The organism is Streptomyces fulvoviolaceus, assembly GCF_000718165.1.
GTDB lineage: Bacteria > Actinomycetota > Actinomycetes > Streptomycetales > Streptomycetaceae > Streptomyces > Streptomyces fulvoviolaceus.
Window position 1 is genome coordinate 1 of the sequence record NZ_JOEY01000090.1, and the last position, 23105, is coordinate 23105.

Sequence of the window (23105 nt, forward strand, 5' to 3'; positions counted from 1 at the left end):
CGGGACGACAGCACTCAGCCGTCGGCCGGGAGCCTCAGCACTCACTCACACACGCCAGAACGCACTCCTGCTCAGTCAAACCCCAGCAGTTCTCCACCCTTGAGCCGGGTCAGGTCAGCAGCCAGGAACAGGCCGTGTAGGGAGTCGCCTCCTACGGCCGCACGCCGATTAGACCGGTCCGAGGAGTGCCGCTCCGGTGTCGGCCGGCGCGCCGCCGGCCACGAGCACGCGGGGATCGGCCTCGTTGCGCACCGGGCGAGCGCGAGGTCAATCCGGGTACGGGTCGCACGCCGCAGTGTCGACGTCGGCCGCGCCGCCAAGAGCGAGGGGGCGGCGTCGTAGTCCGCGAGCACGGCGCCGATCGAGGCCTCACGGTCGGCTGGCACCCGGTGCCGCCTCACTGGCAGCGCGCCGGTCCTAGTCGATGGCGATGCGCCCGAACTCGCGGGACCGTTCGCACGTGTCGCGGTGCAACGAGCCGCCCACCACGAGCACGCTGCCGGCGGCGTGCGACAGCCCCAGGCAGAGCACATCCTGACCGTTGGCCACCGCGCTCCCCATCGGTTCGGCGAGCGCGACACGCAGGGTTTTGTCCGTCCTACAGCACCGGCCGCGAAACGCTGGCCCAGCAGTCCGGACAGCCGGTCGTGGCACCGTGCGTGCATATACGTGCCCGCCGCTAGCCCCCGGGCAGGCAAGCGGCGCTTACGCGCCACGTCAAGGACGAGTTCCGCGTACCCGCGCCGGAGCCGTGCCAGAGGGCCGCTGCGATACCGATTGCCGCACGGCATACCCGGCGGTCAGCGTTTTTGTTGATAGCGCGGAGAATCAAGAAATCGGCCGAGTTCCGTCGCGCGCGGAGACACCTGAAGTCAACGCGGAGTCGCCACGGGGTGGGGTCGTGAGGGCGGGCCTGCCCCATTCCCGGACGTCGCGCAAGGGGTCGTACGCCACATATTCATGTCACATGCCATCCATGCTACGACGCGATTTCCGATCGCTTCCGGCCGCGCGTGGCGCTCGCTACTGTGACGACACCGGAGCCGCCTATGCGGCCCCGCTCGCACCGGCCTCGCGGTCGGTTGAGCGGGGGTCCCCAGAGCCGAAGGAACGCCGCATGACCACCATCACGTCCGAGCCGGGCCGCCGCGGCGGCATGCTCGCCGTGCGGTGCGTGCCGGTCCGGTCCGATGGCAGGCGGCGGCCCGTTGCCTCCCCCGACGGCCGCCGCCATGACGCGGGACCGTCCATGAGCGCTCTCGGCGGTTCGATGCCCACGCCGACCGGCTGCAAGAAGGCTTCCACGGTGATGTACACGGGCCGGCCGTGCCGCCCCGCTCACGCGACGCCCAGCGCCCGTACGTTGCTGAGAAACGGATCCCGCCCGGGGCCGGTTCTCGGCTTCGTGCGTCACGCCTGACACGGCATCACCGCACCCTTCACCTCCGCCACCCCCGGCCGCCCCTCGCCTTCTCCGGCGACGATCGCGGCCCGCGCGCATCCGCCGAACACGGCGTCCCGGCTTTCCGCCGGTGACGGGGCCGGTGGCAGGACTGGTGACAAACCGTCGGTGAGCTGTCCCGTGACACCCACAACCCCCTACCGAGCAGTGTCGCGCGCTCGCCCGCCCAGGGTGCTCGCCCGCCACGACGACTCAGACCACGACCTCCGACCGCAAGGGATGAGAAGCGTTGGACGACCACGACACCGTCACACCCGATCTGGAGAGGGAACTCCAGCGTCTGGAGGACGTCCAGGCGATCCACAACCTCGTGGGCCGGCGCGCGTACCTGCACTCGGCCGGTCTCAACGACCGCGAGCTCCTGGAGTGCTGGGCGACGGACGCCCCCGGCGTCTCCTTCGAGGCCGAGGACTGGGGCGTGTGGGACGGCTGGGACCACATCTGGAACGCGTACGTGGAGAAGAACCCCTTCCCCGCAGGCACCCCGGGCCTGCTCATCGAGCACACGCTGACGACGCCCGTCATCGAGGTGGCGGGTGACGGCCTGACCGCCAAGGGGGTGTGGATCTCCCCGGGGCACGAGACCTTCCCGCTGCCGGACGCCCTTCCCGCCGCCCACTGGTCGTGGGGCCGCTACGGCGTCGACTTCCTCAAGGAGGACGGCGACTGGCGGATCTGGCACCTCCACGTCTACACCACCTTCCGCACCCCGTACGACCAGGACTGGGTCGACTCCTCGGTCAACCGCCCCGCCCATTTCCCGAAGGAGGGCGAGGTCGTTCCCGGCATGCCGGTGGTGGACCGGCCGGTGACCTTCAACCAGCCGTACACGCTCGACGCGGTCCGCGTCCTGCAGCCCCCGCCGCCCGAACCGTACGGGACCTGGCAGGAGACCACCGGCTACACCGACCCGCCGAAGGAGGCCTGAGATGACGACGTCGACCGAGACCCCGACGACCCTGACCAGGGTCCAGCGACTGCACCGGATCAAGGCGGTGCACGAGATCCACAACCTCATCGGCCGCCATGCCTTCTTCAACGCGGCCGGCCACTACGACGACCTCATCGGCGCCTTCGCCCGCCACACGCCCGGCGTGACCGTCGAGCTGGCCGACTGGGGCGTGTACAAGGGGCTGGACGGCGCCCGCGCCGCGCTGGTGGGGCCGCTGCTGGAGATGGCCCGCCGCAACGGCGAGGGCATGCGGGCCGCGTACCCGGAGCTGGACGTCCGGGACGACCGTGCCGGGATGCTGCTGGAGAGCGCGTTCACGACCCCGGTCATCCAGGTCGCCGAGGACGGCGGCTCGGCCCGCGGCGTGTGGATGGTGATGGCCGCGCAGACGGGCTTCAACCCCGACGCGGGACGGCCCGAGGCCGGCTGGGCGTGGGTGCACTACGCGGTCGACTTCGTCCACGAGGAGGACGGCGCCTGGCGGATCCTGCGTCTGCGGGTCGTACCCCGCTTCCGTACCGCCTACGGCAGCAGCTGGGTCGAGAGTTCGCTGCGCGAGCAGGCGCCGCCACCGCTGACCACGACGTCCGACCGGCCGCCCACCGCGCCCCTCAACGACTACTCCGTCACCCGCGTGCCGACGTACGACCCCATCCCCCCGGAGCCGTACCGCACTCTCGACGACCTCCCGCCCCTGTAAAGGACCCCGCATGGCACAGGACCAGGACGACTTCGACAGGCGGCTGCGACGTCTGGAGGACATCCATGAGATCAACAACCTCATGGGCATGCACGAATACCTGCACGCCGCGGGCCGCAACGGCGAGGAGTTCGAGAAGCTCTTCGCCAAGGACGCGCCCGGCCTGACCTTCGAGCCCGAGGACTGGGGCGTCTTCGAGGGCGCGGAGACCGTCAAGGGCTGCTACGTCGACGGAGCGCCGCCGGAGGTCCCGGGGCTCATGACCGAGCACGCCGCCACCACCCCCGTGATCGAGATCGCCGAGGACGGCCTGACCGCCAAGGGCGTGTGGATCTCCCCGGGCCACGAGACCTTTCCCATGCCGGACGGTCCGCCCATCGCCCACTGGTCATGGGGCCGCTACGGCATCGACTTCGTCAAGGAGGGCGGCGCGTGGAAGTTCTGGCACTTCCACATCTACACCACCTTCCGCACGCCCTATCACCAGAGCTGGGTCGAGTCCTCGATCGACCGGCCGCCCTACTTCCCCGAACCCGGGCAGCTCATGGAGGGCATGACGCCCCCGTCGCGTCCGGTCACCTTCAACCAGCCCTACCACGTCGACACGGCCCAGCAGCCGGCGCCGGCCCCGCCCGTGCCGTACCGGACGTTCGACGAGACCTGGTCGTACACCGACCAGCCCACCTGACCCTCCACCTCAACGAGGAGCCGTACATGAGTGACAACGCGGAACTGACCACCGAGCAGAAGCTCCAGAAGGTCCTGGACATCCACGAGGTCCAGAACGTGATGAGCCGACACGCCTACTACCACGGGCTCGGCAAGAACGCCGAGGAGCTGGAGGCGATCTGGGTCAAGGAGACCCCGGAGCCCACCTTCGCGCAGAACCAGGGTTACTTCGTCGGATACGAGTCCATCAACTACTACTACGGCGAGCTGTGCCGCAAGATGCAGCGGGCCAACCTCGATCTGCTCCGCAAGAACTACCCCGAGCTTGACGAATCGGACGACAACCTGGGCGTCGGCACTCTGATCATGCACCCGCTGACGACTTCGATCATCGAGATCGCAGACGACGGGAAGACGGCCAAGGGCATGTGGTACTCCCCGGGCCAGGTCACCGAGATCATGCCGCCCGACCACAAGCCCATCGCGCACTGGATCTGGGAGAAGTACGGCGTCGACTTCATCCGCGAGAACGGCCTCTGGAAGATCTGGCACATGCACGTCTACACGGACTTCTTCACTCCGGTCGGCGAGAGCTGGGCGGACCTGACCGCCGACGCGCCGATGGGTGTCGGCGGCCCCCCGGTGGAAATGCCGCGCCCGGACATCGAGGAGGAGACCTACAAGGTCTACAGCCACACCCAGCTGCCGCAGGACCTGCCGCGCATGCCCGAGCCCTACCGGACCTTCAGCGAGACCTTCAGCTACTGACAGCACATCAGGCGCCGACAGCAACGGACGACGGGAACCGGTAGCACCTGCCGGACCGGGTCCACTTCAACGAGCCGGCGCCGCGGGAGCCGCAGCACACCTTCGACGAGGTGTCGGACGCCCACCGACCGCCCGCCGCTCCGGTGACCGCCGCCCAGGACGCCGTGTCCTGGGTGGCCGTCCACCGGACGGCATCCCGCCTCGCTCCCTATTCCCGCACGTACCGGAGGCCTTCGTGTCCCATCTGCCTGCCACGCAGAACCGCCGTGCCCCGCTCACCTGCAGCGGGCCAGGAGGACTGCTGTGACCTCACCAACCGTCCCGCGTCCTCCCGTGCGCCTGGAGCGCGTCGTCATCCGCTTCGCCGGCGACTCCGGCGACGGCATGCAACTCGCGGGCGACCGGCTGTCCGCCGACAGTGCCGCATTCGGCAACGACCTGGCGACCCGCCCGGACTTCCCTGCCGAGATCCGCGCCCCCCAGGGCACGGTGCCGGGTGTCTCCTCGTTCCAGGTGCACTTCGCCGACTACGACATCCTCACCCCCGGCGACCGCCCCGACGTGCTCGTCGCCATGAACCCGGCGGCCCTCAAGGCCAACGCCGCTGACATGCCGCCCGGCGCGACCGTGATCGTCAACACCGATGAGTTCACCCGCCGCAACCTGCAGCGCGCGGACTATGCGACGTCACCGCTGGAGGACGAGACACTGAGCGGGCACGTCGTGCACCAGGTGCCCATGAGCAGCCTGACGCGTGGCGCGCTCGCCGACAGCGGCGTGTCCCGCAAGGACGCGGAGCGGGCGAAGAACATGTTCGCCCTCGGCCTGATCGCCTGGATGTACGGCCGCCCCACCGATGGCACGGAGACCTTCCTGCGGCGGAAGTTCGCCGCCCGCCCGGAGATCGCCGAGGCCAACGTCACCGCCTTCCGGGCAGGCTGGAACTACGGCGAGACCACGGAGGCGTTCGCCACCACCTACGAGATCGCCCCCGCCAGTCTGCCGCCCGGCACGTACCGGCAGATCACCGGCAACACGGCCCTCGCTCTCGGGCTGACCGCCGCCGGGCAGCGAGCGGGCCTTCCCGTGCTGCTCGGCAGCTACCCGATCACCCCGGCCTCCGATATCCTCCACGAACTCGCCCGGCACAAGGAATTCGGCGTCCTCACCCTCCAGGCGGAGGACGAGATCGCCGGGATCGGCGCCGCCCTCGGCGCGGCCTTCGGCGGGGCGCTGGGGGTCACCTCCACCTCCGGTCCTGGGCTCGCCCTGAAGAGCGAGATCCTCGGGCTGGCGGTGATGACCGAGCTGCCACTGGTCGTGATCGACGTCCAGCGCGGCGGCCCGTCCACCGGGCTCCCCACCAAGACCGAGCAGTCCGACCTGCTGCAGGCCATGCACGGCCGCAACGGTGAGGCCCCGCTGCCCGTCATCGCTCCGCGCTCGCCCGGCGACTGCTTCGACGCCGCCCTGGAAGCGGCCCGGATCGCGCTCGCCTACCGCACCCCGGTCCTGCTCCTGTCGGACGGAGCGCTGGCGAACGGCTCCGAACCGTGGCTGGTCCCGGAGCCCGACGATCTGCCGGACCTGCGCGTGGAATTCGCGACCGAGCCCAACTCCCCAGACGGTTCAGGGGCGTTCTGGCCGTATGTGCGCGATGAGAGCACCCTCGCCCGACCATGGGCGATCCCGGGCACGCCAGGCCTGGAGCATCGCATCGGCGGCCTGGAGAAGTCCGACGGCCCAGGAGGGATCTCCTACGACTCGGCCAACCACGAGCGCATGGTCCGGCTGCGCCAGGCGAAGATCGACGGCATAGACGTGCCCGACATCGAGGTCGACGACCCCGACGGGCGGGCGGACGTTCTGGTGCTCGGCTGGGGTTCGACGTACGGGCCGATCGGTGCGGCCTGCCGCCGGGTGCGGGCCCGCGGACTGCCCGTGGCCCGGACCCATCTGCGGCATCTGCGGCCCTTCCCGGGCAATCTCGGCGCGGTTCTGCAGGCCTACCGGCAGGTGGTGGTGCCCGAGATGAACCTCGGCCAGCTCGCCGGGCTCCTGCGTGCCGCGTACGGAGTGGACGTGGTCAGCCATTCGAAGGTCACCGGCCAGCCCTTCGGAGCCGAGGAACTCGCCGACGCCCTCGTATCCGTGATCAAAGGAGAATCGGCATGAGCACGACCGAGCTCGGCATGCCGGGCAGCCACGGCCTGGCTGACGTGCCCTTGGCCGAGGGACCGCAGACCGCCAAGGACTACCGATCGGACCAGGAAGTCCGCTGGTGCCCCGGCTGCGGGGACTACGCCGTACTGGCCGCCGTCCAGTCCTTCCTGCCCGATCTCGGACTGCGCCGCGAGAACATCGTCTTCATCTCGGGCATCGGCTGCTCGTCCCGCTTCCCGTACTACCTCGACACCTACGGAATACACTCCGTGCACGGGCGCGCCCCCACCCTCGCCACCGGCCTCGCCGTCACCCGCCCGGATCTCAGCGTCTGGGTGGTCACCGGTGACGGCGACGCGCTGTCCATCGGGGGAAACCACCTCATCCACGCCCTGCGGCGCAACGTCAACCTGAAGATCCTGCTCTTCAACAACCGGATCTACGGACTGACCAAGGGCCAGTACTCTCCCACCTCGGAACCCGGGAAGGTCACCAAGTCGACCCCACTGGGCTCGGTCGACCACCCTTTCAACCCGGTCTCGCTCGCCCTCGGCGCGGAGGCGACCTTCGTGGCACGAGCCCTGGACTCCGACCGCGCGCAGCTCACCGAGGTGCTACGGGCGGCGGCCGATCACCGGGGGACGGCCCTGGTGGAGATCTACCAGAACTGTCCGGTCTTCAACGACGGCGCCTTCGACGCCGTGAAGGATCCCCGGGAGCGCGTCCAACGGATCATCCCGCTGCGCGATGGGGAGCCGGTGCGTTTCGGGGCCGAGGGAGAGTACGGCGTCACGCGCGACCCCCGTACCGGCGGACTGCGTGTGGCCCCGGTCGCCGAGACGGGCGAGGACGCTCTGGTCGTGCACGACGCCGCGGCCGGCGACCCCACGCAGGCGTTCGCCCTGTCCCGGCTGGACAGCGGGGACCACGGCCCCGTCGTGCCCGTCGGGGTGTTCCGGGCGGCTCGGCGTCCCACCTACGACGACCTGGTACGGCAGCAGGCGGGCCGGAGCGGGGGCGACAGCACCCTGCGGGACCTGCTGCGAGGCCGCGACGCCTGGACCGTGGAACCGCATCGGAGGAATACCCCATGACGTATGTGATCGCACAGCCCTGCGTGGACGTGAAGGACCGGGCATGCGTGGAGGAATGCCCCGTGGACTGCATCTACGAGGGTGAGCGCATGCTCTATATCCACCCGGAGGAATGCGTCGACTGCGGCGCCTGCGAACCCGTGTGCCCGGTCGAGGCGATCTTCTATGCCGAGGACGTGCCGCCCGAGTGGGCCGCCTTCACCGACGCCGGCGAGGTCTTCTTCACCACCCTCGGCTCTCCAGGAGGTGCCGCCGGGACCGGTCCGATATCGGCGGACGCCCCGCTCGTCGCCGAGTTTCCAGCACCCGCCCATTGACGGAGGGACGGACCCTGAATTGCGCATGAATTAGAAGGCCGTGATGGCCTGCGGAGTGCCGGGATTCTCGCGTGGCGGTTTATCCCGGAGGCCGGAGGACCGCTGCACATCGTCTCCAGGGATGGCAGCCATCATCACGTAGCCGTTGCCGATGTGTTCTCACCGCGTCGTACGGCGTGTTGAAGTCGAGGCCACCACATATCTCGTTGAGTCAGCGTCGACGTTGAGGAGTTCATGGTGTTGAGGCGTACCGCGTTGTCACTTATTGGATCAACCGTCCTGGTGGCAGCCACCGGCTGTGCCGGCTCGGGCACCGGAGGGTCCGGACAGAAAACGTTCACGATGTCCGCGTTTCCGACGGGAAACTCGATGGACCCATGGAAGACACAGCTGAGCCAGTACGTGGCAGCCGCGACGTACGACACGCTCACCCATGTCAACGCCGACGGCACCGTGGTCCCGTGGCTGGCCACCTCATGGGATTACAGCGACGCCACGACCTTGGTGATGGAGCTGCGTACCGATGTGGTCTTCACCGATGGCGCGAGCTTCGACGCGGAGGCCGTCAAGGCCAATATCGAGTACGCCAAGTCGGTCACCCCGTCGAACGTGGCGGCGCAGCCCTACCTCGCATACATCCAGTCGGTCGACGTCGTGTCCAAGAGCAAGGTGCGCTTCAACCTGACGTCTTCCCAGCCCGACCTGCCCTACGGGTTCTCCCAGCAGGCCGGCTGGATGGTCAGTCCCACCGCGCTCAAGAACCCCAGCGCGCTCGCCGACACAGCGGTCGGATCCGGCCCCTACGTCCTCGACAAGAGCGCCACGACGCAGAACAAGACCTACACGTTCACCCGGAACAAGAACTACTGGGCGACGGCCGCCCAGTGGCCGCGCTTCGAGAAGCTGGTCGTGCAGTTGATGACCGACCTCACTGCCTCCGACAACGCGGCGCGCAGCGGCCAGATCGACTACACGACCGTGACGGCGGGAACGGAAATCACCGGGTGGAAGATCTCCGAGGGGGCAGCATGCGCCTTCCACGGCTTCACGATCTTCGACGTCGAGGGCACGATCAACAAGCCGCTCGGTGATGTGCGCGTCCGGCAGGCCATGAACTACGCGATCGACCGGGAGGCGATCCTCAAGTCCGTGCTCGGCGGTCACGGGGATGTCAACGCCTCGACGCCGTTCGGACGGGACAGCACCGGCTACACCCGGAGCATCGACAGCTACTACTCCTACGACGTCGCCAAGGCCAAGCGGCTCCTGCGCCAGGCCGGCTACCCGAACGGGTTCTCGGTCAAGGTGCTGAACAACCCGCAGTGGGACCAGATGGCCCAGGCCCTCGCCGGCTATCTCCGCAAGGTCGGTATCGACGTGGAGCTCAGCAACCACGGTGACGACCTCGTGCAGCAGACCAACTCCGGCAAGTGGGCGATGTCCACGTCTCTCCAGGCGGTGACCGGACTCCCGTACAGCGACTTCACCTTCCTGATGACGAAGAGTTCTTCGATGAACCCGCTCGGCAACAGCAACGCGAAGGTCAATGCCCTGCTGGCCGAGGCCGTGTCAGCCGAAGGAGCCGAGCAGAAGCGGCTCTACGCAGAGCTGGCCGAGTACGCCGCGGAGCAGGCGTGGTACGTGATCCCGGCGTTGAGCAGCCAGTTGCACGCCTACAACCCGGACGTCGTCAAGGTGGTCGAACCCGAGAGAGTCGGTGGCCCGATGCTGTACCACTTGACGCCGGTCGGAGGTGAGTAACCATGCTCCGATTGTGTTTGCGGCGGCTGGCGTCTGTGGTGCCCATCATGGCGATCGTCGCCACGCTGACGTTTCTGCTGATCCAGCTTGTTCCTGGGGACCCGGCGTCGTTTCTGCTCGGTACAGGGGCCACGCCGGAACAGGTGGCCGACCTCCAAGCCACGCTGGGACTGGACCGGCCGGCACTCGTCCAGTACGGCGACTGGCTCGGCGGCCTGTTCCGAGGCGACCTGGGGGTGTCGCTGGTGTCGACGCAGACGGTGGCCGAATCCCTCAGCAGCGCGCTGCCGGTCACGGTGTCGGTCGCCGTGCTCTCCACGGTGTTCACCGTCCTGGTCGGCGTCACCCTCGGGACGGTCGCGGCCGTGCGGGGCGGCGTGGTGGACCGCGCGGTCATGTGGACGGCCAGCATCGGCATGGCGATTCCGAGCTTCTGGCTCGCGGGCATGCTCGTGTTCGCCTTCGCCATCCGGCTTCCGGTGCTGCCGGCCACCGGGTACGTGGATTTCGCCGCCTCACCGGGGGAATGGCTGTCGCACCTGGTCCTGCCGATGATCGCCGTGGGGCTGGCGGGTGTGGGGCCGGTGGCGTTCCAGACCCGGGCAGGCGTTATCGACCAGCTCTCGCGCGACTACGTTCGTACGCTTGCGGCCAACGGACTGTCCCGCAGGCGGATTGTGTGCAGGCACGTGCTGCGCAACGCCAGCGGGCCGGTGGTGACCGTGGCCAGCCTCGGTTTCGTGTTCGCTCTCGGCGGGGTCATGGTGATCGAGGCGATCTTCAACCTGCCCGGCGTGGGCACGCTGATGCTCAGCTCGATCCGCCAACATGATCTTCCGGTCGTGCAGGGCGCGGTGCTGGCGTTCAGCCTCATCATCGTCGCTGTCAACCTGCTGACCGACGTGGTGGCCGCGACCCTCAACCCAAGGATCCGCTTCTCATGACCCCGTCCATCACAGCGCTGCGCAAGGCGCTCGCTCGCCCGGCAGTCTGGGTGAGCCTCATCTGGCTGATCGGGATCAGCGTGGCGTGCGCCATGGCATCGGTGCTCGCGCCCATCGACCCACTCGAGCAGGACCTGTCCAACACCTTCAGCGGGCCCAGCGCGCTGCACTGGCTGGGCTCCGACGAGCTCGGCCGCGACATCTACTCGCGGCTGCTGCACGGCGGAGGTGGACTGCTGCTGACCGCGCTCATCCCGGTAGGCGTGTCCTTGCTGCTCGCCGTACCTGGCGGGCTGCTCGCGGGCTACCTGTCGGGGCGGGTCGACGCCGCCGCCACCTTCGTCGTCGACATCCTGTTCGCGCTGCCGGGTCTGGTGGTGGTGCTGGCCATCGCTGCGGTGAGCGACAACAACCTGGTCGTCATGGCCGTCGCTTTCGGAGTGTTGACCAGCGGTGCCATCTTCCGGGTCGTCCGCACCGCGACGGCTGCCGCACGCGAACTGCCGTACGTCGACGCCGCGCTGGTCTCCCGGCTGTCGCGGCTGCGGATCCTGGCCCGGCACATCCTGCCCAACGTCACCGGTCCCCTCATCGTCCAGGCGATCGTGCATTACAGCGGCACGTTCCTGTTTCTGACCTCTCTGTCCTTCCTCGGCCTCGGCTTTTCGCCGGAGACCCCGAGCTGGGGTCAGATGACCCTGAACGCCGCACAGAACCTTGATCAGCACCCGTGGCTGATGGTGCCGGTCGGCTTCGCCCTCACCGCGACCGTGCTGGCCCTCAACCTCGTGGGCAACGCCCTGTTGGAGGCGGTGAGCGGACACCGGCGGCCCTCGCAACTGCCTGACCCGCGACGGCCGGTGCCGGATGAGCCTGCGGACGCCGTGGTCCCGCCCGCGCCGGCGTCGGTGCTGACGGTCGATCGGCTGCACGTGTGCTACCCGGGACAGGACGGCAGCGACCGAGCCGTGGTCCGGGACGTCGGCTTCCAGCTGCAGCGCGGAGAGGTGTTCGGCCTGGTCGGCGAGTCCGGATCCGGCAAGACAACCACCGCGCTGTCCATCCTCGGGCTGGTGCCGCCGCCCGGGCGGGTCACCTCCGGCCGCGTGCTGCTCCACGGAGAGGACCTGCTGCGCCTGAACGAGGCGCAACTGCGCAAGGTCCGCGGGTCCCGGATCGGCCTTGTCGCCCAGGAACCGATGGCCGCGCTCGACCCCTCCTTCACCGTGGGCTCGCAACTGGGCGAGATGATCTGCCTGCATCGGCGCGTCCGTCGCCGGGAGGCTCGGCAGATCGCGCTGAGTCTGCTGACCCGCGTCGGCCTACCCGATCCGGCCGCGGTCGCCCGCCGCTATCCACACCAGCTCTCCGGGGGCATCGCACAGCGGGTGGCGATCGCGCTCGCCCTCAGCGGCGAGCCCGATGTACTGGTCGCCGACGAACCCACCGCGGCGCTCGACGTCACCGTCCAGGCAGAAATCATCGATCTCCTGCTGCACCTGCGGGAGGAGTCCGCACTGACGCTTCTGCTGGTCACACATGACCTGGGTGTGGTCGCCGACATCTGCGACCGGGTCGCGGTCATGTCGGACGGTCGTCTGATCGAGGAGGGCACCACGGAGGCGGTGCTGCTGTCGCCCGCCCAGGAATACACCCGCACGCTGGTCGCGGCAACACCCCGGCTTCCGGTCGACGCGGGCGAGGAAAGGAGCTGGGCATGAGGACACCGCTGCTGGACGTCAAAGATCTCGGCGTGGAGTACAGGAGCGGGTGGCGCTCCAGTCCCACCAAGGCGGTCGACGACGTGAGCCTCACGGTCGGCCACGGGGAAATCGTGGGCCTGGTGGGCGAGTCGGGCTCGGGCAAGTCGACGGTGGGCAGGGCGATTCTCGGCCTGACGGCCCCGGCGCGGGGCACCATCCACCTGGGCGGCCAGGACATCACCAACCGGCATGCCGCCGATCGGCGGGATCTGTCCACCGGGCTCCAGGTCGTCTTCCAGGACCCCTACGCCTCGCTCAATCCGGCATGCACCATCGGCAGGACGCTGGGTGAACCCCTCGAAGTCCACGGCAAGCTCAGTGCCGCGGACGCCCGAACGCGGATCGAGGAGCTGCTGACCCGGGTCGGCCTGCCCGCCGATGCGATCGACCGCTACCCGAGCGCATTCTCCGGAGGCCAGCGTCAGCGCATCGCCATCGCCAGGGCGATCTCCTCCGATCCGGCGCTTGTCATCTGCGACGAACCGACCAGCGCCCTCGACGTGATCACCCAAGCACGGATGCTCGACCTGATGAGCGACCTGAGCCGCGAACGGGGGACAGCGATGTTGTTCATCGCACACAACCTCGCGGTCGTCGCAGCCATCGCCCAACGAGTGGTCGTGCTCTACCGCGGGCGAATCATGGAAACCGGAACCACGCAGGACGTCCTGTGCCGGCCACTACACCCCTACACCCAGGCGTTGATCGCCAGCTCACCCGTGGCCGACCCGCTCCGCCAACGCAAACGGCGAGCAGCACGGAAGCAGGCCGACCCGGTCGCCGGCAGTGAGGGGAGGGCAGGGGCCACGCCGCAAGGCTGCCCCTTCGCACCACGCTGCCCGCACGCCACGTCAACGTGCCGGATCCAGCGGCCGGCCGTCACCCTCGTCGACGGCCGGACGGTCGCCTGCCACCTTTTCACCGCCGACAACCCCACCCCTGAGGGAGCAAACGCATGAGCGATATGCCCCTGGACCGCCGCGTCCAGCGGTCGGAGGACACCCATGCCGCAGCTCCGCCGGTGGAGCCCGCCATGCTCATCGAGCACTGCGTCGCGACCGGCGTGATCGAGGCCGCCAGGGGCCGCAAGACTGCGAAAGGCGTATGGATTTCGCCAGGGCACGAGACCTTCCCTCAGCCCGAGGGGCGCCCGATCCCGCACTGGTCGTGGGGCCGGTACGGCGTGGACTTCGTCCGCGAGGCCGAGGAAGCGAAGATCCGGCACCTGCCCAGGTACACGACCTTCCGCACGCCCTACGACAAGGACTGGGTCGAGCCGTCGATCAGTCGCCCAGACCATTTCCCGAAGCTCGGCGAGACGGTGCCGGGCATGCACCGTCCGGATCGAGAGGTGACCTTGGACCAACCCTGCTCGGTGCCCGAACCGCCGGAACCGTACGACAGCTTCGACGAGACGACGAGCCACACCGACAAGCCCGCGCGCGTGGAGCGCGTGATCAACAACGAGAGTGAGGACCAGTGAGCAAGATCAGCGGCGGACTGACGGCGGACCTGGTGGTGATCGGGGCCGGTGGCGCCGGGCTGCCGGCAGCGATCACCGCACAGGAGCACGGACTGGACCGGGTCGTGGTGCTGGAAAAGCGCCCGCTCGTGGGCGGCAACGCCGGTATGTCCGGCGGGTTCCTGTTCGCGGTACAGAGCAGGTCCCAGCGTGAGGCCGGCCTCGGGACCTCGCCCGACGCCGTCTTCCGGGACACGATGGCGTACCACCATTACGACGGCGTGGATCCCCGGCTTGTCCGGCTGTGGGTGGACGAGGCCGACGAGACGGTGAACTGGCTGGAGGATCGCGGTATCGGCTACCGGCCCATGACGGGCATGGACCTGGGCGTGGAGCCCAGCGGATGGTCCAACCACCCTGGCAGCTTCCAGCGGGTGATGCAGGAGTTGAGCGAGCGCTTCACCGCCAAGGGCGGCCAGATTTTCACCAGGGCCGCAGCGGCCGAGATCATCGGCTCGCCGGACACCGGGGTGAGCGCGGTGGTGGCCGACACCAAGGACGGCAGGATCACGATCGAGACCCCGCGGGTCGTGCTCGCCACCGGGGGCTTCACCGGAAACGTCGACCTGCTGCACGAGAAATTCCCCGGTGTCTACGACGAGGACATCTACTGGACCGACACCAAGCGACTGGCCGGCGACGGAATCGCCCTCGCCGGCGAGGTCGGGGCCGACACAGGCGGCCGTTCATTCCTCATCAAGGAGAACTGCTACAGCTTCAAGACCAAGAAGAACAAGCCGAACCGCGCGGGCATGGAGCCCCGTTGCCTGTGGGTGAACGCACGCGGCGATCGGTTCCTCGACGAATCGAGCGGCAGGGTCAACGCCACCACCAACGCGCTGACCGTCCAGCCCGGCATGGCCGGGTTCGCACTGTTCGACGACGCCTTGGTGCAGTACATCAGCGACCAGCCGGACCCGTTCGCCGGAGAGGCGCGTCCCGGCGAGGAAGACCCGGGCACCTGGATCGCCGGGGGCTACCGCACTACGCTCCGCGACACCCTGGCAGATCCGGCGAACAAGGAATGGTGTGTCTCGGCCAATGACTGGGCGGAGATCGCGCGCTGGATCGGCGCCGACCCGGAAGCGCTGGACGCCACCGTGCAGGAATACAACGGCTACTGCGACGCAGGGCGCGACGCACTGTGGGCAAAGGACCCCGAGCACCTGGTCCCGCTGCGCAAGCCGCCGTTCTACGCACTCCGGTTCCGGCCACTCATGATCGACACCGCCGGGCCGCTGCGGATCGACCAACACCTGCGGGTGCTCGACCCGCAGTCCCGGCCCATCCCCGGACTGTTCGGGGCCGGCTCGGTCGTCGGCGGCTGGATCGGCTTGGACGAGCACCGGTTCGGCACTCCGCTGTCCTGGGCAATCAGTTCAGGTCGTATCGCCGGGATCCGCGCCGCCACGGAGAAGCGGGGAGCAGACCCGTCTCCCTCTTCGTAGATCCCGGTTCGAGTCCGTGGCCTCCAGGGCCGGAAGAACTCTTCGCCCCTGGCGTTGATTCGCCTCACTCCATCACAACCACGGGCAGGCCCGACCGCCCCGCGGGGTGGGGGAGCGGACGCGAAGTGCAAGTGAGCGGGAGCTGTTTGCAGCGTGTTGCAGCGTGGGGCTGACCGGGGCGTCGCGCGAACGCGGAGCCCGTCGGATGGGCAGTCGTCCTGCTGCATCCGACGGGCCGGCGAGTGGCCGACGCCGGGCATGCTCTCGATCACCTCGGCGAGTTCATGCCCGCGAAGCCGGCTTTCGACCATGCCCCGGCATCACCCCATCAGGAACCTCGTTCGACATCAGGACCTGCCGAACGGCAAGCGGACGCCTTCTGAGTGGCTGCGTGCAGCAGGCGGCGGGCGGTATTGGGCGACGGCTGGGCTGTGGCCTTCGGGCCCGGCTTCAGGAGCAGCAACCTGAGCTGCCCCTGCCGGTCTGCTCGCCGTGGAGGCCGTCGTCGTGCCCGGCGGCGATCCGTGCCCATTGTGCGGTCGGCCGCCCGTCCTTGCGGAACTGCTGACCGCGGGTCTCGTACGGCTGCGGCCAGCCCGGCGGGGAGTCCTCCCAGGTCTCCTGCCGTCCGTGGACGGTCATGTCGAGGATGCCGTAGGACGGCGCCATGGGTTCGACGCCGCGGCCGGTGGTCCAGTACGTCTCGTAGACCCGGTCCCCGTCGCGGAGGTAGCCCGCTTTCATCCCGAAGTGGCGGCCGGCGACGAGCCGTTCGTGGGACTCGGCGGGTACGGAGTACCAGGGCAGCTCCCAGTCCATGAAGCGGCGGTAGCGGTCCGACTCCTCGTAGGGCCCCTGGCAGAAGACAGCGAAGGTGACGTCACGCTGGTGCAGATAGGACAGTTCACGGACCTGACCGGTGAAGAAGGTGCAGCCTTCACACTGCTCGGCGGCGGGACGGCCGTCATGCCACATGTGATACGACACGAACAGCTGGGTACGGCCCTCGAAGACGTCGATCAAAGGGACGGGTCCCTTGCCCCCGACGAGCGGGGTCGAGGGTTCCACCTCGGTCATGGGCAGGCGGCGCCGCGCGGCGGCGATCGCGTCGCCCTCCCGGGTGTGCTCCTTCTCCCGGGCGCGCAGGGTGTCGATTGCGGCCAGCCACTCCGTGCGGGAGACGACCGGCGGCGTGTTCGTTGCAGTCATGTCCGTACTGACCCGGCAGCCCGCAAGAACTCATCGTTCGACTGATCAAGACTGCCGAACGGAATACGGACGCCTTCCAACTGACGGCTTCGAAATGAGTCGGCGTATCGGCTGCCTCTCACCCGCCGTGCACTACAAGGTATTTGGCGACGTCGGGTGGGGGCTGGCGGCACGAGCGCACCGTCCCGTGTCGGGTGGGAAGGCCGTGTCGGCCCGGTCCTCCGCGGCGACTGATCGTTTCGTTACTGCTTGTCGCGCGCGGTGAGCCGTTTGGTGATCTCGGCCTTGACCGTCTCGTGCAGCTCGTCCGACGTGAAGCCCAGGTTGTGCAGGATCTGCGCGGCCGGGCTCTCCTCGGCGCGGATCAGGCCCAGCAGCGTGTGTTCCGTGCCAACCCAGTCGTGGCCGAGATCGGCCGACGCGCGGCGTGCCTGCTCGATGGCCTCCTTGCTCTCCGGCCGGAACGCGATGTGACCCCGCAGCGCCTTCTCCCCGGCGGGCGGCATCGCTTCCTCGATCGCGTCGCGGATGCGTTGCTCCGACTCGGTTTGCGCCACCAGCACCTCGTACGCCAGGCCCTGCGGTTCGCCGAGCAGGCCGAGCAGGAGGTGTTCGGTGCCAATGGAGTCGTGCTTGTGTGTTCGGGCGGCCTCCTGCGCCAGCACGATGCTGTGCCGGTTCAGGTTGGTGAATCGCTCGAACGCGTTGGGCGCGTGACGTTGCTGGGCGGCCTGTTTGGACACCCCGATGGCGTCGCCGATCTCGGTCCATGACGCGCCGGTCTGCTTGGCCTTGCTGACGTAGTGGTCGATGAGCTGGTCACCGAGGTCGGACATGGTCTGGGCACGCAGTCGCGCCTCGCTGATGCGGGCCAGGGCGTTGGCGTCGGGGAGTTCCTCGTCGAGACGGGCGATCAGGTCGGCGAGGCTGATGTCGAGTGGACTCATGCGTCAATCGTAGGTTGACGATTCCCTATCGTCAACTTGTAATTGACGATTGCTTCAGGTGTGCTCCCGCAGTTTCGTGCGATGGTCCGGTGCAGCAGTTGGGCCCGATCGCGACCCACTAGATCGCTTCGGGATTGCGTTGTGGAGCTTGGCAGTTGGGTGTCGAGCCGACCCGATCTGTCGTGTGTCTGCCGACCTGGTGCCTGATGATGTGTGGGAACGTGTGGCGCCGTTGCTGCCTGTCCGCCCGCCGAGGCGGTGTCGGAATCCAGGCCGACTGCCTGCGGTCGACCGTGCTGCGCTGCAGGGCATCGTTTACGTGCTGTGCAAGGGCGTGAGCTGGCGGGGTGTTCCGGCGGAACAGGTCGGCTGCATTGGCGTGACGGCCTGGTGGCGCCAGCGGGACTGGACCGAAGCCGACGTCCGGCCACAGCTGTATGAGGTGCTGCCGGCGGAGCTGCGGGGCGCCGGACTGCATGGCACTCCTCTGGCCGTCTCGCTGACCAGCGGGAATCGTCACGATGTCATGCAGCTCATGCCCCTGCTGCACGCGATACCCCGCATCCGCGGACTACGCGGCCGGCCACATCACCGGCCAGGCCGGCTGTTCGCCGACCGAGGCTACGACTGTGGCAAGTACCGCCGACTTCTCCGGCCCCGCGGCATCACACCGAAGATCGCCCGGAAAGGCACCGCCCACGGCTCCGGGCTGGGAAAGTCCCGTTGGGTCGTCGAGCGGACCTACGGCAACACCTTCCGCGTGCATGGGAGTCGATGAGGGCATGGAAGCGATCGAGGCTGACGTACGGCGATGAGGCGGGCCCCGTGGACGATACGGAGTCCACCTCGTTGCGCGGGATCAGCTGATGCACACCAGCCCAAGCAGGCAGAGCTCTGAGGACGAGGAAGGCTCGGACGGCGAGGGAGTCGCCGACGATGTGTCCGTGCTTGATGTGCTGGTGCTGTCGGTGGCCGAGGGCGAGGGCGTCGTCTCCGTAGCAGTGTCCGTGGCATCGGACACTGTGGAGGCGGCCTGCGACTCGGCGGAGGACGTCACTGTCTTCAGTGGAGCCGTGACGCTGTTCTGCTGGATCGCCTGGGTCGTCGGCGTGGCCTGCGGTGTGGCGGCGGACTGCTCGTGCGGCGCGTTCGTCGTGGAGGAGCGGGTGGCGGACGAGGTGCGCTTGGAGCGGTGCGTGTCGGTCGGCGTCGACGAGGCTGGAGTGGGCTCCGTGGCCGGTATCTCCGCGATCCCCATGGCCTCCCTGTCCGGCGCGGAGGCCGCCTGGGTCCGGTCCGTGGACTGGCGGTCCAGCGCGGAGACGGTCAGGCCGCCGCCGACCAGGGCGACCGCGGTGGCCACCAGCGCCCTGCGCTGGGTCTTCTTCCAGCGTTCCCGCTGGCGACGCCGTGCCGCTCGGCCCAGAGGCGCGGGTGACGGGGCGTCAGTGCCGTCGTACGGGTGCTCCTGCGGTGCCTCGCTGAATTCATCGGCGCCGGAATCCCCGTCGTGCCACAGGTGAGAGGGGGCTTGCCACCCTGCCGCGCCCATCGCAGCGGTCGGCGCGGGTGTTCCGTCGGCCAGGGGAGCGATGTCCGGGGCGTAGGCGCCGCACCCGGGGCACACGAGGGCGCCGTTGAGATGCCGACGGCACGTGGAGCAGTAGTCCATCTGTGGTCTTCCTGTGTTCGCTTTCGCGCGGGGGAGCGAGCCGCGAGCAAAGGTAGCGAGGCTTTCGAAAGGGTGTGTGCACCCTGTGTGACACTCCTGCGTAGATGTGTCCGGGGCGTGACCGCAGTACGACACATCCGCGCGCTGAATCCGTTGGTTGCATGCCTTTTGGCCCGCTTGTCGGCTCCGACAGGTGTCGTTCAACAGATGCGGGCACGGTGAGTTCACCGCGGTTGTGAGGCGGGCCGTCATGCCGATGCTGCTGATCAAGGGGTCTTACAAGATTGTCGGGGTGAGCCCGGGCGGCGACTACGTGCGCTTCGATCCCGACGACCCGGACCAGTGGGACCTGCTGTGGGGCCGCCGCGTGTGCGGCGCAACCGAGCGGGAGGCGCGCAACTGCGTCGCCATGGCCTTCGAGCTCATTGAGTCCGCGCAAGCCTGCTGGCGCGCGGTCAACGCACCCCGCCTGGTCGCCCTGGTCCGCGCTGGCGCCAGGTTCGAGAACGGCCGGCTCGTCGGACGATCCGACGAATCAGGAGGCGATCGGCAAGCCGCGTGACCAGGGCGGCCGTGAGACCGGTCGGCATGTCGCTCAGCGGGAACGTCCGGTCAGGTTCGGCTGCTTGACGGGGTGAGGTGCATGGATGGACTCAGACATGCAGGGTGGGCCGATAGATGAGCTCTTGGATGTGGCCGTCGAGCGTCCGGCGCTCGATCAGCTCGAGGTCGAAGTCGGCCGCACCCTGGAAGATCGGGTCCAGCCCGGTCTGACCGGTGATCACGGGGAAGAGCGTCACCTGGACGCGGTCGACCAGACCGGCGTCCATCAGCGCCCGGTTCATCGACAGGCTGCCGTGTGAGCGCAGCGGTACCTCGGACTCCTCCTTGAGCCGAGCGACGACGTCGACGGCGTCGCCGCTCACGACGTTCGCATCCGGCCAGTCGAGGGATCCTTCCAGTGTGGTCGACACCACCGTGGCCGGCAGGCTTCTCATCCGGGTGACCCAGGGGTCACGCACCTCGGACTCCTCGGTGCTTGAGGCCAGCATCCGCGCGAACGCCCGATACGTGTTGGCCCCGAAGACCATCTGCTGCTCCTCGCCGTACAGAGCGAGGCGGTGGTCGAGGAGCTCGGGGCCTTGCTTGCCCCAGTAGCCGGTCCAGTTGCCGCCGGCGGCGCCGAAGCCGTCGAGGCTGGAGAAGACGTCGAATGTGTAGGTAGCGGTCATGATGCTCTCCTCCAGTGCGGTCGATCGCGTGTTGGGGATACAGACTGGCAACCACGGCGAGACTCATCGGCAGGACTTGGCTGTTCCTTGCCACGAAAGATCAAGGTTAGGTCGACCCCCCTTCACTGGCTCAACTTCGGTCCGTCGCACCTCAGTTCGGCGCACATGCTCGCTACCGAAGCCGCCCTCGTTCGTTGTGCCGCGTGACGACCCCGCGATGACCGCCGCCCTCGAGCGGGACGCCCCCGCCCTCCTTGAGGGGGACGACCTCCAGAAGTGGCACCTGGGCGCGGAGGAACGCCAACTCGCCGGCGGGCTGGCCCGGACCCGGGTCTCCCATCCCGCTCGCACCGGGCGTCGGGGCCCGCTCGGCCACCGCGGGTCCGGGCGGCAACGACCCGGCCAACGTCAGCCCGAGCAGGGCCGGGACGAGCCCGGTACGGAGGATCACGCCGGAAACCTACGGCGCCGCTGGGGCCGCTCGGCGCGGGCCGACTTTATTCGGTTGCCGCTCCCCGTGTCCGCCCCTCACCATGGGCGAGACATCGGGAGCTGCCCGGTGCTCCACGAGAGGAGGCACGACCGTGACTACGACTGTCCTCGGCCTGCCCGCAGACCGCCTCTCTCTCACCTCATGGAGCACCTCCAGCGATGTCTCACGACGATCTCTCGCAGCACCCTCAGCACCCGGCATTTCCTGACGACTTCATCGCCGACCCCTACCGCCACGTCGAGCCGCCGGACGACCTGGGCGACGTCGACGACCGGTTCGTCTTCGACTTCCGTGCCTACGACGACCTCGAGGACGGCCAGCGCTGGTCGACCTGGCTCAGCGTCGAACCCCTGTGCCGAGGCCCCGAGCCGCTCCCGGACTGGGTGGTGACCTCGCAGGGCGCGATGGACACCGAGCTCGGCGTCCTGAAGACCGGCAAGGAGGCCGACGTCCACCTCGTCGAGCGCGCCGACCCGCTCGACCTCGCCGCCGGCGTGGTCATGGCGGCCAAGCGGTACCGCTCTCCCGAGCACCGGACCTTCCACCGCTCCGCGTCCTACACCGAGGGCCGCTCGATGAAGCGCTCACGTGACGAGCGGGCCCTCAAGCGGAAGAGCACCTTCGGCCGGCAGGTCGCGGCAGGCGAGTGGGCGGTGTCCGAGTGGGGTGCGCTGGTCCGGCTCTGGAACCTCGGGCTGCCGGTTCCCTACCCGGTCCAGATCGACGGCACCGAGATCCTGATGGAGTGGATCACCGTCGTCGACGAGAACGGCGCCGTCGAGACCGCGCCCCGGCTCGCCCAGACTCGACCCTCACCCGAGCTGCTGGCGGCGTACTTCGAGCAGCTCACCGATGCGCTCGCGACGATGGTGCAGAACGGCGTCGTGCACGGCGACCTCTCGGCGTACAACATCCTGGCGGCGGGCGAGCGGCTGGTCATCATCGACCTGCCACAGATCGTCGACCTGGTCGGCAACCTCAACGGGATGAACTTCCTCCAGCGCGACTGCGCCAACATCTGCGGCTGGTTCCGCTCGCGGGGCCTCGAGGTCGACGAGCACGCGCTGTTCGCGGAGCTGATGGCGCACGCCTTCTGAACCGGGCGGCTGGTAGGGGTTCGTTAGGTGTGAGTGGGTCCTGCTCGTTCGCGCTGGTGGGAGGTGGTGCAGGCGCGGCGGTCCAGCAGTTCAGGAGGTCCTGGATGGCGTTCAGGACCTGGTGGAGTGTCAGGCCGGCGTGGGTGCTTTGGGGGAGAGGCGCTGTTCGGTGAGGAAGGCGTGGGCGGCGGTGATGAGGGTGACGTGGTGAGTTGGCCTGTCTGCCCAGGGCGCCGCAGTACCGGTGGGTGACGCCGACGGACATCCGGCCGTCCTTGGGGACGGACACGTCGTCGACCGCCCACGCCGCGGGGCCGATCAGCGGCAGCATCCGCTCGGCGGTCCGGCGGCACCCAATCCCAGGTCGACTGGTTCACGAACTGCTGCAGGTTCTGCTCGTTGCCATCCGACAGCCGAGCGGCCATCGCCTGGATCGACTTGTGCCGCCCATCCAGCATCAACCCGCGCAGATAGCAGTCGCCCTTGGCCCGCTGGTCCTTCCGTGGAACCGAGGCGAACACCTCCGCCACGAACTCCGCCAAGGCACTCCGCAGTCCCTCAACCCGCTGCATGTCCACGGTCTCCAACACGCTCCTCACGAGCACAGACCGAGAGACCTAACGGAGTCCTACTAGAGCACGCTGAGTGACTGCATCGCATTGCGTTCGATGCGCGAGAGCTCGTGGAGGATGGAGCCGGCCTGCATGAGGTTCTTCGCGTCGCCGGATTCGCCTGCTGCCGCGACGAGTGCGGCCACCTGTGTCCAGAGGGTGGCGGCCTCGGTATACAGGCCGTGGCCGGTGCGCAGGTGGCTGCTGTCGATCAGCTGGGCACACTCGGCGAGGAAGTCCCGGTAGAGATTGCGGAACAGGGCACCGCCGGTGCCGGCCCT

Annotated in this window: 23 protein-coding genes and 2 pseudogenes; 17 read left to right on the forward strand and 8 right to left on the reverse strand. The window is 68.6% G+C overall.

What is annotated here, in order from left to right; all coding sequences use genetic code 11:
- Nucleotides 1-417: 417 nt before the first annotated feature.
- The gene (locus tag IG08_RS62675) at nt 418-549 is read right to left on the reverse strand and encodes a hypothetical protein (RefSeq protein WP_267965067.1); all 132 of its coding nucleotides are present in this window, start codon (nt 547-549) and stop codon (nt 418-420) included.
- Nucleotides 550-1117: 568 nt separating this feature from the next.
- On the opposite strand from IG08_RS62675, the gene IG08_RS60460 reads away from it, so the two are divergent.
- The 14 genes from IG08_RS60460 to IG08_RS0150405 all read left to right on the forward strand — a co-directional run bounded on the left by IG08_RS60460 (nt 1118) and on the right by IG08_RS0150405 (nt 15563).
- On the forward strand, nt 1118-1420 hold the full coding sequence (locus tag IG08_RS60460; protein WP_158812392.1) for a hypothetical protein: 303 nt from the start codon (nt 1118-1120) through the stop codon (nt 1418-1420).
- 271 nt (nt 1421-1691) lie between these two features.
- The gene (locus IG08_RS0150345) at nt 1692-2390 is read left to right on the forward strand and encodes a nuclear transport factor 2 family protein (protein ID WP_052425278.1); all 699 of its coding nucleotides are present in this window, start codon (nt 1692-1694) and stop codon (nt 2388-2390) included.
- A gap of 1 nt (nt 2391) precedes the next feature.
- On the forward strand, nt 2392-3114 hold the full coding sequence (locus tag IG08_RS0150350; protein ID WP_030620766.1) for a nuclear transport factor 2 family protein: 723 nt from the start codon (nt 2392-2394) through the stop codon (nt 3112-3114).
- 10 nt (nt 3115-3124) lie between these two features.
- On the forward strand, nt 3125-3802 hold the full coding sequence (locus IG08_RS0150355) for a nuclear transport factor 2 family protein (protein WP_052425279.1): 678 nt from the start codon (nt 3125-3127) through the stop codon (nt 3800-3802).
- Nucleotides 3803-3828: 26 nt separating this feature from the next.
- Nucleotides 3829-4551 (forward strand): nuclear transport factor 2 family protein, encoded by a 723-nt coding sequence (locus tag IG08_RS56280; protein ID WP_052425280.1) that lies wholly within the window; start codon nt 3829-3831, stop codon nt 4549-4551.
- 303 nt (nt 4552-4854) lie between these two features.
- Entirely contained in the window at nt 4855-6726 is a 1872-nt protein-coding gene (locus IG08_RS0150365) for a 2-oxoacid:acceptor oxidoreductase subunit alpha (protein ID WP_030620772.1), read from the forward strand.
- The gene (locus tag IG08_RS0150370) at nt 6723-7808 is read left to right on the forward strand and encodes a 2-oxoacid:ferredoxin oxidoreductase subunit beta (protein ID WP_030620775.1); all 1086 of its coding nucleotides are present in this window, start codon (nt 6723-6725) and stop codon (nt 7806-7808) included. The genes IG08_RS0150365 and IG08_RS0150370 overlap by 4 nt, the downstream gene beginning before the upstream one ends.
- Nucleotides 7805-8125: a ferredoxin gene (gene fdxA / locus IG08_RS0150375; RefSeq protein ID WP_030620777.1), complete on the forward strand. Its 321-nt coding sequence runs from the start codon at nt 7805-7807 to the stop codon at nt 8123-8125. The genes IG08_RS0150370 and fdxA overlap by 4 nt, the downstream gene beginning before the upstream one ends.
- Nucleotides 8126-8494: 369 nt before the next feature.
- Nucleotides 8495-9886, forward strand: a complete 1392-nt coding sequence (locus IG08_RS56285) for an ABC transporter substrate-binding protein (RefSeq protein ID WP_052425282.1) — start codon at nt 8495-8497, stop codon at nt 9884-9886.
- 2 nt (nt 9887-9888) lie between these two features.
- Nucleotides 9889-10830 carry an ABC transporter permease gene (locus tag IG08_RS0150385; RefSeq protein WP_030620781.1) on the forward strand — a complete coding sequence of 314 codons (942 nt, stop codon included), beginning with the start codon at nt 9889-9891 and terminating at the stop codon, nt 10828-10830.
- Nucleotides 10827-12551, forward strand: coding sequence for a dipeptide/oligopeptide/nickel ABC transporter permease/ATP-binding protein (locus IG08_RS0150390; protein ID WP_052425284.1), 1725 nt, complete (start codon nt 10827-10829; stop codon nt 12549-12551). The genes IG08_RS0150385 and IG08_RS0150390 overlap by 4 nt, the downstream gene beginning before the upstream one ends.
- A gap of 83 nt (nt 12552-12634) precedes the next feature.
- Nucleotides 12635-13552 carry an ABC transporter ATP-binding protein gene (locus IG08_RS0150395; protein WP_234343200.1) on the forward strand — a complete coding sequence of 306 codons (918 nt, stop codon included), beginning with the start codon at nt 12635-12637 and terminating at the stop codon, nt 13550-13552.
- On the forward strand, nt 13549-14076 hold the full coding sequence (locus IG08_RS56290) for a nuclear transport factor 2 family protein (RefSeq protein WP_078656094.1): 528 nt from the start codon (nt 13549-13551) through the stop codon (nt 14074-14076). Before IG08_RS0150395 ends, IG08_RS56290 begins: the two co-directional genes overlap by 4 nt.
- On the forward strand, nt 14073-15563 hold the full coding sequence (locus IG08_RS0150405; protein ID WP_030620791.1) for an FAD-dependent oxidoreductase: 1491 nt from the start codon (nt 14073-14075) through the stop codon (nt 15561-15563). The genes IG08_RS56290 and IG08_RS0150405 overlap by 4 nt, the downstream gene beginning before the upstream one ends.
- 450 nt (nt 15564-16013) lie before the next feature.
- Here the strand turns inward: IG08_RS0150405 and IG08_RS0150410 are convergent, their stop codons facing one another.
- Together IG08_RS0150410 and IG08_RS0150415 are read right to left on the reverse strand one after the other, a co-directional pair.
- Nucleotides 16014-16772, reverse strand: a complete 759-nt coding sequence (locus IG08_RS0150410) for a DUF899 family protein (RefSeq protein ID WP_030620792.1) — start codon at nt 16770-16772, stop codon at nt 16014-16016.
- A gap of 242 nt (nt 16773-17014) precedes the next feature.
- On the reverse strand, nt 17015-17719 hold the full coding sequence (locus tag IG08_RS0150415) for a Clp protease N-terminal domain-containing protein (RefSeq protein WP_052425286.1): 705 nt from the start codon (nt 17717-17719) through the stop codon (nt 17015-17017).
- A 184-nt stretch (nt 17720-17903) separates the two neighbouring features.
- On the opposite strand from IG08_RS0150415, the pseudogene IG08_RS58360 reads away from it, so the two are divergent.
- Nucleotides 17904-18464: pseudogene (locus IG08_RS58360) on the forward strand (IS5/IS1182 family transposase); the annotation flags it as partial.
- A 114-nt stretch (nt 18465-18578) separates the two neighbouring features.
- On the opposite strand, the gene IG08_RS63300 reads toward IG08_RS58360, so the two are convergent.
- Complete coding sequence (locus tag IG08_RS63300) at nt 18579-19643, reverse strand: SCO2400 family protein (protein ID WP_420823328.1); 1065 nt, start codon at nt 19641-19643, stop codon at nt 18579-18581.
- Between IG08_RS63300 and IG08_RS63305 the strand changes: the two genes are divergently transcribed.
- A complete protein-coding gene (locus IG08_RS63305; protein WP_030620802.1) occupies nt 19642-19953 on the forward strand; it encodes a hypothetical protein in 312 nt (103 codons plus the stop codon). The two genes, IG08_RS63300 and IG08_RS63305, sit on opposite strands and share 2 nt — an antisense overlap.
- Before the next feature lie 91 nt (nt 19954-20044).
- Here IG08_RS63305 and IG08_RS0150435 read toward each other — a convergent pair whose 3' ends face one another.
- Together IG08_RS0150435 and IG08_RS0150440 are read right to left on the reverse strand one after the other, a co-directional pair.
- Nucleotides 20045-20623 (reverse strand): dihydrofolate reductase family protein, encoded by a 579-nt coding sequence (locus IG08_RS0150435; protein WP_030620805.1) that lies wholly within the window; start codon nt 20621-20623, stop codon nt 20045-20047.
- Nucleotides 20624-20795: 172 nt separating this feature from the next.
- The gene (locus tag IG08_RS0150440; protein ID WP_030620807.1) at nt 20796-21074 is read right to left on the reverse strand and encodes a hypothetical protein; all 279 of its coding nucleotides are present in this window, start codon (nt 21072-21074) and stop codon (nt 20796-20798) included.
- Nucleotides 21075-21274: 200 nt separating this feature from the next.
- Here IG08_RS0150440 and IG08_RS0150445 point away from each other — a divergent pair, with 200 nt between their 5' ends.
- A complete protein-coding gene (locus IG08_RS0150445; protein WP_030620810.1) occupies nt 21275-22213 on the forward strand; it encodes a serine protein kinase RIO in 939 nt (312 codons plus the stop codon).
- A 211-nt stretch (nt 22214-22424) separates the two neighbouring features.
- On the opposite strand, the pseudogene IG08_RS58380 reads toward IG08_RS0150445, so the two are convergent.
- Together IG08_RS58380 and IG08_RS0150450 are read right to left on the reverse strand one after the other, a co-directional pair.
- Nucleotides 22425-22785: pseudogene (locus IG08_RS58380) on the reverse strand (transposase); the annotation flags it as partial.
- Between the two features lie 59 nt (nt 22786-22844).
- A partial coding sequence (locus IG08_RS0150450) for a DUF4872 domain-containing protein (protein WP_030620812.1) occupies nt 22845-23105 on the reverse strand: 261 nt, incomplete at its 5' end.